Source organism: Mycobacterium sp. MOTT36Y (assembly GCF_000262165.1).
GTDB classification, from domain to species: domain Bacteria; phylum Actinomycetota; class Actinomycetes; order Mycobacteriales; family Mycobacteriaceae; genus Mycobacterium; species Mycobacterium intracellulare.
This window is the reverse complement of sequence record NC_017904.1, coordinates 265,777-278,567: the sequence shown is the minus strand read 5'-3', so window position 1 is coordinate 278,567 and position 12,791 is coordinate 265,777. Positions and strand designations below refer to the sequence as shown.

The window sequence follows — 12,791 nt, the reverse complement described above, 5'->3', positions numbered from 1 at the left end:
TTGCCGGCGTCCCGGTCAGCCCGTCCCGCGGTTCGCGTCATCGTCGAGCAGCCGCTGGTTTCGCGGCAACAGATCCCAGACGTGCTCGGTGGTGTTGACCGCGGCGACCGTCGCCTGACCGGACCGGGAGAACAACAGTCGCGTGACCGACGCATAGTCGACGGGAAAGGACAGCAGTCGCGCCGTCCCGAGGATCTCGTGCAGCAGCACGTTGATCACCCCGCCGTGGCTGAACACCGCGACGGTGTCTTCGGGTTCGGCGCTCGCGACGAGGCCGTCGACCGCTGCGCGCACCCGGGCACGAAACGCATCCTCGTCGACCGCGCTGGGCAAATGCCCCTGGGCCAGGCGCGCCCACTCCTCGGGCATCTCCGCGCGGATCTGCTCGACGGGGATGTACACGGGAAGGTCGCGGTCATACTCGGCGAAGCGGTCGTCGATCTCGACGGTCAGCCCCCGATCCGCCGCGACCGGTTCGGCGGTCTGGATGGCCCGGCGCTGCGGGCTGCTCACCACCCGCGAGATGGGAAACCTCGCGAGCGCCTTGGGCAGTCGCTCGATTTGGGCCAACCCCTCCGCCGACAGGTCCGGATCGGAACCTTGGCCGTGTTCGCTGCGCAGCGGCAGGGCGTGCCGGACCAGAAGCACTTGCATATTTCTTCCTGTCGTTCGAAGGTGGCAGCGCCAGTTTCTCATCGCGTGCGTGCCGCCAATCCCCTGGAGGATTCTTTATGACGCAACCGGATCGGGATTGGGACGCCGCCTACCGGCAGGCGGCGCCGCCCCCGTGGAGCATCGGCCGGCCCCAACCGGAGCTGGCGCGCCTCATCGATCAGGGCCTCGTCCGCAGCGAGGTGCTGGACTCCGGCTGCGGCCATGCCGCACTTTCGCTGGCGCTCGCGGCGCGCGGCTACACCGTCGTCGGCCTCGACGCGAGCGCGACCGCGGTCCAGGCGGCGGCCGCGGCGGCCGCCGAGCAGGGGCTGAACACCGCGAGCTTCGCGCAGGCCGACGTCACCACCTTTCGTGGCTATGACGGCCGCTTCTCCACCATCCTGGACAGCGGCCTTTTCCACGCGCTGGCGCCGGAACGGCGCCAGGATTACGTGCAGTCGATCTTTCGGGCCGCGGCGCCCGGGGCGGCGTTGTACATCCTGGCCTTCGCCGCGGGGGCGTTGGACCAGGCCCACCCGGACCGGCCGGGCCCGCCGGGCTTCACCGAAACCGAGTTGCACGACGCCGTCTCGACGCTGTGGCGGGTCGATGACATTCGCGTGGCCAAGGTCTACGGCAAGGACGAGTCTTCGGACGGCTCGCTGGCACATCTCGAACACGACGACGAGGGCCACTTTATGGCGCCCGGCTTCCTGCTGAGCGCTCACAAGCCCGGCTAAGCCTTGCCGCCACCGTGGAGAATGCTATTCTCCCTACGGAGATTGGGGTGTGCAGCGATGGCCGAGCGCGTGACTGAATCGGGGCTGGATGCGGACGTCCTCGCCCGCTGGCTGGACGCGAACGACGCACCCGGCGGTGGCGAACGGCCGCGGCTGACCCAGCTGAAGGGCGGCTCGCAGAACACCCTCTGTCTGGTGGAGCGGGGCGGGCACCGGATGGTGCTGCGAATGCCCGGCGCCCGGGCCGACGCCGCGCGCATCGACGGCCTGCTGCGCGAGATCCGGCTGGTGCGGGCGCTGTCCGGTACCGACGTGCCGCACGCGGCGCTGATCGCCGCCGACGACACCGGCACCGTGCTCGGCATGCCCTTCTACGTCATGCAGGCGATCGAGGGGTGGAGCCCGATGGACGGCGGCTGGGCCCCGCCGTTCGACACCGATCTCGCCGCCCGCCGCGGCCTGGCGTTCCAACTCGTCGAGGGCGCCGCCAGGCTGGGGCGGGTGGACTGGCGCGCGCAAGGGCTCGAGGGCTTCGGCCGCCCCGACGGATTCCACGAGCGCCAGGTCGATCGCTGGCTGGCGTTCCTCGACGCCTACAAGGTGCGCGAGCTGCCGGGCCTCGACGAGGCCTCGGACTGGTTACGCCGCAACCGCCCGGCACATTACCGGGCGGGCATCATGCACGGCGACTACCAGTTCGCCAACGTGATGTTCGCCCACGGTTCGCCGGCCCGCCTGGCGGCGATCGTGGACTGGGAGATGACGACGGTCGGCGACCCACTGCTCGACCTGGCGTGGTGCCTGCTGGGCTATGACGGTGAAAACCCGCGCGAGGACGGGTTTTATCTCGACATGCGCGGCATGCCCTCGCGCAGCGAGCTGTTGGAGCGCTACGAAACCGTCAGCGGGTTGTCGACCGAGAACATCGACTACTACCTGGTGCTGGCCAACTGGAAGCTCGGCATCGTGCTAGAGAAGACGTATGCGGCCGGCGTGCGCACCGAGCCCCAAAAAGGAGGGGTCGACCCCAAGATCACCGACGCGTTCGGGCCGATGATCCTTTCGCTCATCGCCACCGCGGCCGACCTCGCCCGATCGCTGACAACCTAGGGGATGCTGAAATGGGTTATGCCGACCAGCTTTTCGATCTGACCGGCCGGGTCGTCCTGATCACAGGCGGCAGCCGCGGGCTGGGACGTGAGATGGCGTTCGGCGCGGCCCGCTGCGGCGCGGACGTGGTAATCGCCAGCCGCAACATCGACAACTGCGTCGCCACGGCCAAGGAGATCGAGGCCGAGACCGGCCGTTCCGCGATGCCGTATCAGGTGCACGTGGGCCGCTGGGACCAGCTCGACGGCTTGGTCGACGCGACCTACGAGCGCTTCGGCAAGGTCGACACGCTGATCAACAACGCGGGCATGTCGCCGCTGTACGACAAGCTCACCGACGTGACCGAGAAGCTGTTCGACGCCGTGGTCAACCTGAATCTCAAGGGCCCCTTCCGCTTGTCCGCGTTGGTCGGTGAGCGCATGGTGGCGGCGGGCCGGGGGTCGATCATCAACGTGAGCACGGCCGGATCGCTGCGTCCGACCCCGGACATCATTCCCTACGCCGCGTCCAAGGCCGGGCTCAACGCCATGACCGAGGCGCTGGCGAAGGGTTTCGGGCCGGCGGTGCGAGTCAACACGCTGATGGCCGGGCCGTTTCTCACCGACGTGAGCAAGGCGTGGAATCTCGACCAGGCGACCGAGAAGCCCTTCAGGCATCTCGCGTTGGAGCGCGCCGGCGATCCACGCGAAATCGTCGGTGCCGCACTGTTTCTCGCCTCCGACGCCTCGAGCTTCACCACCGGATCGATATTGCGCGCCGACGGCGGCATTCCTTAACACGTGGCGATCACAAGCGCGGCGAGACCGGGCGCAGTGGGTCGCCACCAACGAACGAGTAGGAGCATTCGATGTCTTGGGACTTTTCCACCGAACCGGAATTCGAAAAGAAGCTGGAGTGGATCCGCGAGTTCGTGCGCGAGGAAGTGGAGCCGCTGGAGGTGTTGTTCCCCGGCTGCGAATTCCTGCCTCTGAACGACGAGCGGCGCAAGATCGTCGACCCGCTCAAGCAGCAGGTCCGCGACAAGGGTCTGTGGGCGCCGCATCTGGGGCCCGAGCTCGGCGGGCAGGGCTTCGGCGCGGTCAAGCTGACGCTGATCAACGAGATCCTGGGCCGCAGCCCGTGGGCCCCGATCGTGTTCGGAACGCAGGCCCCCGACACCGGCAACGCCGAAATCATCGCCCGCTTCGGAACCCAGGAGCAGAAGGACCGCTACCTGTCGGGGCTGCTGTCGGGTGAGATCTTCTCCTGCTTCTCGATGACCGAGCCGCAAGGCGGCGCCGACCCGCGGGTCTTCACCACCCGCGCGGTCCGAGACGGTGACGACTGGGTCATCACCGGCCGAAAGTACTTCTCCTCCAACGCCTCCGTCGCCTCCTTCTTCATCGTCGTCGCGATCACCGATCCCGACGTGCCGGTGCACACCGGCGCATCGACGTTCCTGATCCCGGCCGGCACCGAGGGACTGGTCCTGGAAGCCAACCACCACCTGGTCGGCGCGGATCCGCACGAGCCCGGGCATTCCCTGGTGCACTACAACGACGTGCGCGTGCCCGCCGACGCCCTGCTGGGCGAGCCCGGTCAGGGCTTCCTGATCCTGCAGACCCGGCTGGCCGGCGGGAGGCTGCATCACGCGATGCGGTCCATCGGGATGGCCCAGCGTGCTGTCGAGATCATGTCGCGGCGGGCGAAAAGCCGCTTCACGCAAGGCAGTCTGCTGGCCGACAAGCAACTCGTGCAGGAGTTCATCGCCGATTCCTACACCGAGTTGATCCCGTTCCGGCTGACGGTGTTGCACGCCGCCTGGCTGATCGACCAGGGCGACGAGCGCGGCGCGCGAGCGGAGATCGCCGCCTGCAAGATCCTGGCCTCCCAGGTGCTCAAATCGATTGCCCTGCGGGCCATCCAGGTGCACGGCGCGCTGGGGCTCACCGACCAGCTGCCCCTGGTCAACGTGTTGCTCGGCGGCATCGCGCTCGGCCTGGCGGACGGCCCTACCGAGGCGCACAAGGTCAACCTGGCGCGGATGCTGCTCAAGGGGTACGAGGCCGAAGAAGGCGACTGGCCCAGCGAGATGCTCGACGTGCGGCGGGCGGCCGCCCGCGCCAAATACGGTGACCTCGTTGACCTCTAACCGGGTCGCCGCGGCCGTCGAGCGGGCGCTGGACGACCGCCAGCGGGAAGCCACCGAGGAGGTGGAACGCATCCTGGCGGCGGCGGTGCGCGTCATGGAACGCGTGGCGCCCGAGCCGCCCCGGGTCAGCGACATCGTCGCCGAGGCGGGTTCGTCGAACAAGGCGTTCTACCGCTATTTCGCCGGCAAGGACGATCTCATCCTGGCCGTCATGGAACGCGGGGTGGCCATCGTCGTGTCCTACCTCGAACATCAGATGTCCAAGGAGTCCGAGCCCCGCAACAAGGTCGCGCGGTGGATCGAGGGCACGCTGGCGCAGGTGGCCGACCCGCATCTGATCAGCATGACCCGAGCGGCGGCCGGACAGATGTCGGCCGGCACGGGTTGGCGCGCGGCCGACCAGGAAATGATGCGGCCGCTTCGCGCGCTGCTCGTCGAACCCGTTGCGGCGCTGGGTAGTAGCGACGTCGAACGCGACGTCGAGGCGGTGTTCAGCTGTACGGCGGCGACCCTGCGCCGCTACGTGGGCTCGGCCGACGAGCCGGGGCCCGACGACATCGCACATGTGGTGCGGTTCTGTTTGCGTGGACTGGGGGCCAATTGATGCGCGCGGTGATCTGCCGTTCCTACGGCACGCCCGAGGACCTGGTGATCGACGAGGTGCCCGACCCCGCCCCCGGGCCGGGCCAGCTGCTGGTGCGGGTGCGCGCGGCCGCGGTCAACTTCCCCGACGTGCTGTTCATCGCCGGCAAGTACCAGGTGAAGATCCCCCCGCCGTTCATCCCCGGCAACGAGATCGCCGGCGAAGTCATCGCCGCCGGCGACGGCGCGCCGTTCCGTCCGGGACAGCGCGTGTCCGGGACCACCTTCGGGGCGTTCGCCGAGCTGGCGCTGCTCGATGCGAGCCAGGCCGAGCCCGTGCCGGACGACGCCGACTTCGCATCGGCCGCCGCCTTCGGGGTGACCTACCGCACCGCCTATCACGCGCTGCGCTCGACCGCCGCTGTCGCGGAAGGAGATTGGGTCGTCGTGCTCGGCGCCGCGGGCGGCGTGGGCCTGGCCGCCGTCGATCTGGCCGTGGCGATGAAGGCGCGGGTGCTGGCCGCGGCGTCGAGTCCGGAAAAGCTGGAGCTGTGCCGGCAGCGCGGCGCCGAGGCGACCGTCGACTACGACCGGGAGGACCTGAAGTCGCGGATCCGTGAACTCACCGGCGACAGCGCCCGGGTCGTCCTGGACCCGGTCGGTGGATCGTATTCGGAACCGGCGCTGCGCGGGCTCGCGCGTGGCGGCACCTTCGTCACGCTGGGATACGCGGCGGGCGCGATCCCGGCCATACCGCTCAATCTCATTCTGCTCAAAGACATCTGCGTGCGGGGCATGGAGATCCGCACCTTCATGAGCGATTACCCCGACAATGCCGTCCGCGACATCAAGGAGCTGTCGCGGATGTTCGCCGCCGGCACGGTCCGGCCATACATCGGCGCGCGATTCCCGCTGTCCGAGACCGCCGCCGCGCTGCGGCACGTCGCCGACCGCAAGGTGCTGGGCAAGGTGGTGATCGACGTCGGGTGACGCCGTGTCACGGTGTGACGATGTTGAACCTCGGGTCCGGCCCGTCGAGTACATCCACCAAGGCCTGCAGCGCGCCCCGGTCACCGGATAGCTCCAGACCGGCTGAGGCGAAGTCACCCGTCGCCAGGCTCAGGAGCCGAATCTTGCCGGGCAGCTTGACCGTAACGGATGCCGTCGCGGGGTCGGGCGCCGCCTTGCGGTGGACGAGCACCCCGTTGCGCAGCGCGAGCCGATAGTTGACCGCCGTGTCGGCCAAGGTGACGTCGACGGCGACGTCGAGATCCCAGCTGCGCGGGCCGTTGACCCGGATGGACAGGCTGTCGAAGATCTGCTCCGGGGTCAGCTGGGTCAGCATGGACGACGACGTTGTGGTGGTGGCCGTGCCGACGTTGCCGTCGCGCAGCTCCATCGCCCCGCTCAGGAAGAAATTGCGCCAGGTCGCGTTTTCGGCACCGTAGGCGAGTTGCTCGAGCGTGTCCGAGTACAGCGCACGGGCGCCGGCATGCGCGCTGTCGGTGAAGACCGCATGATCCAACAATGTTGCGGCCCAACGGTAGTCACCGGAGTCGAATGCCTTTTGCGCAAGGTCGACGACCCGGTCGATGCCGCCCATCGCCTCGACATACCGGGGCGCGAGCGCCTCGGGAGGGTGGGGCCACAGCCGGGCCGGGTTGCCGTCGAACCAGCCCATGTAGCGCTGATAGACGGCCCTGACGTTGTGGCTCACCGAACCGTAGTAGCCGTGCGTGTGCCAGGCACGCTCGAGTGCCGGTGGCATCTGGAACATTTCGGCGATCTCGACGCCGGTGTAACCCTGGTTCAGCAACCTCAGCGTCTGATCGTGCAGATATGCATACAGATCGCGCTGCAAGGACAGGAACTCGACGATGCTGTCGCGCCCCCAGGTCGGCCAGTGGTGGGAGGCGAATACGACGTCGGCGCGGTCCGGCGAAGGCGTCGATCGCCTCGGTGAGATAACCGGACCAGGCGTGCGGGTCGCGCACCACCGCGCCGCGCAGGGTCAGCAGGTTGTGCAGGTTGTGGGTCGCGTTCTCGGCCATGCACAGCGCGCGGAAACGCGGGAAATAGAAGTGCATTTCGGCGGGCGCCTCGGTGCCGGGCGCCATCTGGAACTCGATCTCCACGCCGTCGATCGTGTGTGTTTCACCGGTAGTTGCGATGTCGACGGTGGGGACGATGACGGCGACCTCGCCGGTGGACGGCGCCTGGCCGAGCCCGCAGCCGACCTGACCCATCGGCCCGCGCGGCAGCAGGGTGCCGTACATGTAGGTTGCCCGCCGCGTCATTGCCGGTCCGGCGTAGACGTTTTCGGAGACCGCGTGCTCGGTGAAGCCTTCCGGCGCCAGCACCGCCACCGTGCCCGCATCCACGTCGGCCTGCGAGGTGACGCCCAGGACGCCGCCGAAGTGATCGACATGGCTGTGGGTGTAGATCACCGCGACGACGGGCCGGTCGCCGCCGCGATGCTCGCGGTAGAGCGCCAGTGCCGCCGCGGCGACCTCGGTGGAAATCAGGGGGTCGATGACGATGATGCCGTTGTCGGTTTCCACGAACGTCACGTTGGAGATGTCCAACCCGCGGACCTGGTAGATGCCCGGCACCACTTCGTAGAGGCCTTGTTTGGCGGCCAGCGTCGACTGCCGCCACAGGCTGGGATGCACCGACGTCGGCGCGGGTCCGTCCAGGAAGGCGTAGGCATCGTTGTCCCAGACGATTCGGCCGTCTGCCGCCCGAATCACGCACGGCGACAAGGCCGCAATGAATCCGCGGTCCGCGGCGCGGATATCGGCGTCGTCCTGGAAAGGCAGGACCTGTCCGCGGTGGGCGGACTCGATGACGGGAGTGGGAGGCTTGTGATCCACCTTCTCCACCTTGCCATTGATGCTGCAGGCCCCGAAAGCATTTCACCGACGAATAATGAATACAGCAACAATTTCTCGGGGTTCTGGATTCTCGGTCCAGTTAACCCGCATACTGCCCAGACGGCCCTCAATGCCGAGGACCGCAACTATCGGGCAAAAAGGAGAACAGGTGAAGCGTCAATTGACGGTCGCGGTGGCCGGGGCGGCGATTCTCGCCGCGGGCATTTCCGGATGTTCGGGTGGTAACAAGTCGGGAACGAGCGCGAGCAGTTCCGCCAGTAGCTCGGGTACGAGCGCGTCGGCTAGCACCGGCGGCGCCGCCGGCACGAAGGTCACGATCGACGGCAAGGACCAGAACGTGTCCGGTTCGGTCGTGTGCACAAATGCGGGTGGCACCATCAACATCGCGATCGGTGGCGCAGCGACCGGCATCGCCGCCGTGCTCAGCGACGGCAACCCCCCGCAGGTGAAATCCGTTGGGCTGGGCAATGTCAACGGCGTGACGCTGGGCTATACCTCGGGCACCGGGCAGGGCAATGCAACCGCCAGCAAGGATGGCAACAGCTACAAGATCAGCGGCACCGCCACCGGGGTGGACATGGCCAACCCCATGCAGCCGGTGAACAAGCCGTTCGAAATCAATGTGACCTGTAACAGCTAGCTAGGCCGATGCGGGCGGTTGCCATCCGTTGGGTGGCAACCGCACCGTGAACTCGGTGCGGCCCGGTGAGCTGTCGACCGCGATCGTCCCGTTGTGCGCCCTCACCACGGCCGAGACGATCGCCAGTCCAAGCCCCGTGCTGCCTCCCTTGCGCGAGCGCGAGGAATCACCGCGGGCGAACCGTTCGAAGACCTCCGACTGCAGCGCCGCCGGAATGCCGGGCCCGTTGTCGATGACCTGTAGCACGGTGTGCGACGGCTCGGTGCTCAACCGCGTCGTCACCACGGTGCCCGCGCCGGTGTGGACGCGGGCGTTGGCAAGCAGATTCGTCAGGACCTGGTGGAGCCGCGCCGCGTCGCCGGTGACGACCACCGGTTCTTCGGGGAGGTCGAGTTCCCACTGATGATCCGGTCCCGCGACGTGCGCGTCGTTGACCGCATCCACCGCCAACCGCGACAGATCGACCGATTCGCGTTCCAGCGGCCGGCCGGAATCCAGCCGGGCCAGCAGCAGCAGGTCCTCGACGAGCCGCGTCATCCGCTCGGTCTCGGACGCCACTCGGCTCATCGCCTGCGCCACCGCCTCGCGGTCGTCGCCCATCCGTTGCGTCAGTTCGGTATAACCGCGGATCGCGGCCAGGGGCGTGCGCAGTTCATGGCTGGCGTCGGCGACGAACTGGCGAACGCGAGTCTCGCTGGCCTGGCGCGCCGACAGCGCTTCCGCGATGTGGTCGAGCATCCGGTTGAGCGAGGCACCGAGCTGTCCCACCTCGGTGGAGGGGTTCGCGTCGGATTCGCGTACGCGCACAGGCAATTCGACCTCGCCGCGCGACAGCGGCAGATCGGCGACCTGGCCCGCGGTTTGGGCGACGCGGCGCAACGGCGCCAGCGCCCGCCGGATGATCACGACCCCGGCGATCGTCGCGGCCGCCAGCGCAACCGCGGTGACGATCCCGAAGATGACCAGCATCCGGATCAGGGTGGCGTCGATGTTGGACATCGACAGGCCGGTGACGATGATGTCGCTGCCGTTTCGGCTCGGCGCCGCGACGACGCGGTAGCGGCCGAGGCCGTCCAGGTTCAGCGTGACCGGGGCGCGGTTGCCGGCGATCTGTTCCAGTTGGGTCTGGGCGGTCGGGGTCAGGTCATCCCTGGTGCCGCTGCTGGTCAGGTAGCCGGCGTCAACCGTCTTGCCGTGGCTGACCACCGCCGCCACCATGCCCGCCGGCTGACCCGGGGCGTCCAGGAACCGCGGGCCGGGGCCCGGCCTCGGATAGTAGGAGTGCTGGTGGTGGTGCCATCCCGGGTGGTTCGGCTCGGGGTACATCAGCGCCGAGCGGAACGAGGTCCCGGCGAGTTGGCCGTCGAGCTGCTTGACCAGGTGATGGTTGAGCGCCAGTTCGGTCACCGCGGTGATGCCGACGCAGACGATCGCCAGGACGACGATCTGGCCGACCAACAGCCGCAGCCGAAGGGACCAGACCCTTCGCGGGTCAGCGGGCCGGCTTGAGGACATAACCCGCGCCGCGCAGTGTGTGGATCATCGGATCGCGACCGTTGTCGATCTTCTTGCGCAGGTAGGAAATGTAGAGCTCGACGATGTTGGAGCGGCCGCCGAAGTCGTAACTCCATACCCTGTCCAGGATCTGGGCCTTGCTCAGCACCCGCTTGGAGTTGCGCATCATGAACCGCAACAGCTCAAATTCGGTCGAGGTCAACGAGATTGGCTCCCCGGCGCGGGTGACCTCGTGGCTGTCCTCGTCGAGCACCAAATCCCCGACCACCAGCTGTGCGCCGCTGTCCACGGTCGTCACCCCGGTGCGGCGCAACAGCGCCCGCAACCGCAGCACGACCTCTTCGATGCTGAACGGCTTGGTGACGTAGTCGTCGCCGCCGGCGGTCAGGCCGGCGATGCGATCCTCCACCGCATCCTTGGCCGTCAACAGCAGCACCGGCAGCTGCGGGATCTCCCCGCGCAGTTTGTGCAGGACGTCGAGGCCGCTCATGTCGGGCAGCATCACGTCGAGGACGACGACGTCCGGACGCTGGTTGCGGGCGGCCGCGATCGCCGATTCCCCGTCCCCGGCGGTGGAGATGTTCCAGCCCTCGTACCGCAGCGCCATCGACACCATTTCGGCCAGGACGGGTTCGTCGTCCACGACCAGCACGTTGATGGGGTTGCCGTCCGCACGGCACATGACAACCCGCTCTACAGAGGCCCGGGGCTGCGTCACAAGCTCCAGTATCCGTCACCGGCTGAGCCGAGACTATGACGAACCTATGCGCGCCCTGTGAAACGAAACGCGCGACTGCCGGAGCAGCCGCGCGATCGTGGTGTTCGGCCGTAGCGGTTAATACCAGTAGCGCCGGCCGGCGACCGGACGCCCGATCGAGCCCAGAATCCAGAGGATCGCGCCGATCACCAGCAGCACGATTCCCAGCGTGGTCAGCACGGGTACGTGGAAGAAATACCCGAGAACAAGCAGGACAATTCCTAAGATAACCATTTCGACTTCCTTCGGGTGAGGGTTAGAGGTTGACCGATTGCATTGAACTTGGTTGCGGCAGATGGCAATCCGTGACTTTCGGGTTGACCCCGAAGTAATTCAGGGGTCCGGCGATCACGGTCACCGCAACCGTGCCCGCGGAGGCGCATGTCGTCTGGTCGTTTTTGAAGTAATCCCGTTGCCACGCCGCGAAGGCTCCGATCAGCAACCACACCAAAGCAACCGTTCCGATGATCCCGCTGCCACGCATCGTGACCTCCATTGTGAGCGAGAAGAAGTTTTCTCGTGGTGCTGAAGTTACCCATTCGACTTATGCCTAAACATGCAATGGGTTATGCGGCAGCGCTTGTCGGCACATCCCGGCACGTCAGAGGCGGTCGACGCGGCGGCCGGCGGCCCGCGCCGCCCACGGCCGGGAGGGGCGTGCCCGCTGGATTAGCTCAGCTAACTCGAGGACCCACCCCGATTCGAGGCGTTCCTATCGAAATGGCGTGCCTGACCCGCTAAATTAGCAGCGGCACTTTCGATCTCGGCGTCCGGTCAGCCCCGCCGCCGCTGCGCGGACACATAGAGGGTGGGCGGCATCGAATCCTCCGCGCCCTGCGGGATCCGGCGGTCATACCGGGCCATCAACTCGGCGAACGTCGCGGTCGTGACGTCCCAGCCGCGGCCGCGCAGCCAGCCGTCGACGGGCGTGCGCTCCTCCGGGTACCACAGGTCGTCGAAGTCCGTGATCTCGGCATTGACCAGCTGGGCTGCCGCCGCCCGCATGCGCCGCATGTCCTCGCGCTGGCGTTGCACACGGTCGGGGTCGGTGAAACCCGATTCGGGCACGTTGGACGCCAGCCAGCTGCCCTCGGCGCTCAGCGAATCGATCCGCTCGAACAGCAAGTCCTGGGCCTGCGCCGGTAGATACCGAACGAGCCCTTCGGCCGACCACACCGCAGGTCGCGAAGCATCAAACCCCGCTTCCCGCAACGCTTTCGGCCAATCCTGGCGCAGGTCGATCGGCACGTTGACCAGCTGCGCGGTCGGCTCCGCGCCGTGTTCGCGCAGCGTGTTGGATTTGAATTCCAGCACCTTGGGCTGGTCGAGCTCGTACACGACCGTGCCGTCGGGCCACGGCAGCCGCCAGCTGCGCGCGTCCAGTCCGGCCGCCAGGATCACCACCTGGCGCACGCCGGCGTCGGCCGCGCCCAGGAAGAACTCGTCGAAGAATGCCGTCCGGGTGGCCATGAAGTCGACCATCAGCTGCAGCCGCGCCCGCAGATCGGGCTCGGTGTCGGCCGCCTTGGCCAGCAACGCGGGGTTGGCATAGATGCTCCACATCCCCTCGCCCGCGGCGTCGACGAACACCCGCGCGAACGGGTCGTTGATCAGGGGGTTCTCACTCTCGGTCTCCGCGGCGCGAGCTGCGGCGACGCCGAGCGCGGTGGCGCCGACGCTTTGGGTGATTTCCCAGGAATCGTTGTCGGTCCGCGGCATCGCCAGTTCCCTTCCCCAGAAAGTAAGTTATGCACACTATTCTTCCAGC

General features: G+C 67.6%; 13 protein-coding genes and 1 pseudogene. 7 read left to right on the top strand and 7 right to left on the bottom strand.

What is annotated here, in order from left to right:
* Positions 1 to 15: 15 nt before the first annotated feature.
* Positions 16 to 654: a histidine phosphatase family protein gene (locus W7S_RS01345; RefSeq protein WP_008263125.1), complete on the bottom strand. Its 639-nt coding sequence runs from the start codon at positions 652 to 654 to the stop codon at positions 16 to 18.
* 77 nt (positions 655 to 731) lie between these two features.
* Here W7S_RS01345 and W7S_RS01340 point away from each other — a divergent pair, with 77 nt between their 5' ends.
* From W7S_RS01340 to W7S_RS01315, 6 genes are all read left to right on the top strand, one after another.
* The gene (locus W7S_RS01340) at positions 732 to 1,394 is read left to right on the top strand and encodes a class I SAM-dependent methyltransferase (protein ID WP_008263123.1); all 663 of its coding nucleotides are present in this window, start codon (positions 732 to 734) and stop codon (positions 1,392 to 1,394) included.
* A gap of 57 nt (positions 1,395 to 1,451) precedes the next feature.
* Complete coding sequence (locus W7S_RS01335) at positions 1,452 to 2,504, top strand: phosphotransferase family protein (protein WP_008263121.1); 1,053 nt, start codon at positions 1,452 to 1,454, stop codon at positions 2,502 to 2,504.
* Positions 2,505 to 2,515: 11 nt separating this feature from the next.
* The gene (locus W7S_RS01330) at positions 2,516 to 3,280 is read left to right on the top strand and encodes an SDR family NAD(P)-dependent oxidoreductase (protein WP_008263119.1); all 765 of its coding nucleotides are present in this window, start codon (positions 2,516 to 2,518) and stop codon (positions 3,278 to 3,280) included.
* Between the two features lie 71 nt (positions 3,281 to 3,351).
* Positions 3,352 to 4,635, top strand: coding sequence for an acyl-CoA dehydrogenase family protein (locus W7S_RS01325; protein ID WP_008263117.1), 1,284 nt, complete (start codon positions 3,352 to 3,354; stop codon positions 4,633 to 4,635).
* Positions 4,616 to 5,239 (top strand): TetR/AcrR family transcriptional regulator, encoded by a 624-nt coding sequence (locus W7S_RS01320; protein ID WP_008263115.1) that lies wholly within the window; start codon positions 4,616 to 4,618, stop codon positions 5,237 to 5,239. The genes W7S_RS01325 and W7S_RS01320 overlap by 20 nt, the downstream gene beginning before the upstream one ends.
* Complete coding sequence (locus tag W7S_RS01315) at positions 5,239 to 6,207, top strand: NADPH:quinone oxidoreductase family protein (RefSeq protein ID WP_008263114.1); 969 nt, start codon at positions 5,239 to 5,241, stop codon at positions 6,205 to 6,207. Before W7S_RS01320 ends, W7S_RS01315 begins: the two co-directional genes overlap by 1 nt.
* 7 nt (positions 6,208 to 6,214) lie before the next feature.
* On the opposite strand, the pseudogene W7S_RS01310 reads toward W7S_RS01315, so the two are convergent.
* Positions 6,215 to 8,090: pseudogene (locus tag W7S_RS01310) on the bottom strand (alkyl/aryl-sulfatase).
* 169 nt (positions 8,091 to 8,259) lie between these two features.
* Here W7S_RS01310 and W7S_RS01305 point away from each other — a divergent pair.
* The gene (locus tag W7S_RS01305) at positions 8,260 to 8,751 is read left to right on the top strand and encodes a lipoprotein LpqH (protein ID WP_008263112.1); all 492 of its coding nucleotides are present in this window, start codon (positions 8,260 to 8,262) and stop codon (positions 8,749 to 8,751) included.
* Here W7S_RS01305 and W7S_RS01300 read toward each other — a convergent pair whose 3' ends face one another.
* From W7S_RS01300 to W7S_RS01285, 5 genes are all read right to left on the bottom strand, one after another.
* Positions 8,752 to 10,266, bottom strand: a complete 1,515-nt coding sequence (locus W7S_RS01300; protein WP_014383651.1) for a cell wall metabolism sensor histidine kinase WalK — start codon at positions 10,264 to 10,266, stop codon at positions 8,752 to 8,754.
* On the bottom strand, positions 10,244 to 10,948 hold the full coding sequence (gene tcrX, locus W7S_RS01295) for a two-component system response regulator TcrX (RefSeq protein WP_008263107.1): 705 nt from the start codon (positions 10,946 to 10,948) through the stop codon (positions 10,244 to 10,246). Before tcrX ends, W7S_RS01300 begins: the two co-directional genes overlap by 23 nt.
* Before the next feature lie 153 nt (positions 10,949 to 11,101).
* Positions 11,102 to 11,257: a DUF6131 family protein gene (locus W7S_RS26645; protein ID WP_008263106.1), complete on the bottom strand. Its 156-nt coding sequence runs from the start codon at positions 11,255 to 11,257 to the stop codon at positions 11,102 to 11,104.
* A 22-nt stretch (positions 11,258 to 11,279) separates the two neighbouring features.
* Complete coding sequence (locus W7S_RS01290) at positions 11,280 to 11,519, bottom strand: hypothetical protein (RefSeq protein ID WP_008263104.1); 240 nt, start codon at positions 11,517 to 11,519, stop codon at positions 11,280 to 11,282.
* Between the two features lie 278 nt (positions 11,520 to 11,797).
* Positions 11,798 to 12,742: a class I SAM-dependent methyltransferase gene (locus W7S_RS01285; RefSeq protein ID WP_008263102.1), complete on the bottom strand. Its 945-nt coding sequence runs from the start codon at positions 12,740 to 12,742 to the stop codon at positions 11,798 to 11,800.
* Positions 12,743 to 12,791 lie beyond the last annotated feature (49 nt).

Coding starts and splice junctions, on each gene's coding strand:
- W7S_RS01300 (WP_014383651.1), bottom strand. CDS start 10,266: ATGTCCTCAAGCCGGCCCGCTGACCCGCGAAGGGTCTGGTCCCTTCGG.
- W7S_RS01340 (WP_008263123.1), top strand. CDS start 732: ATGACGCAACCGGATCGGGATTGGGACGCCGCCTACCGGCAGGCGGCG.
- W7S_RS01290 (WP_008263104.1), bottom strand. CDS start 11,519: ATGGAGGTCACGATGCGTGGCAGCGGGATCATCGGAACGGTTGCTTTG.
- W7S_RS01315 (WP_008263114.1), top strand. CDS start 5,239: ATGCGCGCGGTGATCTGCCGTTCCTACGGCACGCCCGAGGACCTGGTG.
- W7S_RS01285 (WP_008263102.1), bottom strand. CDS start 12,742: ATGCCGCGGACCGACAACGATTCCTGGGAAATCACCCAAAGCGTCGGC.
- tcrX (WP_008263107.1), bottom strand. CDS start 10,948: ATGTGCCGTGCGGACGGCAACCCCATCAACGTGCTGGTCGTGGACGAC.
- W7S_RS01345 (WP_008263125.1), bottom strand. CDS start 654: ATGCAAGTGCTTCTGGTCCGGCACGCCCTGCCGCTGCGCAGCGAACAC.
- W7S_RS01330 (WP_008263119.1), top strand. CDS start 2,516: ATGGGTTATGCCGACCAGCTTTTCGATCTGACCGGCCGGGTCGTCCTG.
- W7S_RS26645 (WP_008263106.1), bottom strand. CDS start 11,257: ATGGTTATCTTAGGAATTGTCCTGCTTGTTCTCGGGTATTTCTTCCAC.
- W7S_RS01325 (WP_008263117.1), top strand. CDS start 3,352: ATGTCTTGGGACTTTTCCACCGAACCGGAATTCGAAAAGAAGCTGGAG.
- W7S_RS01335 (WP_008263121.1), top strand. CDS start 1,452: ATGGCCGAGCGCGTGACTGAATCGGGGCTGGATGCGGACGTCCTCGCC.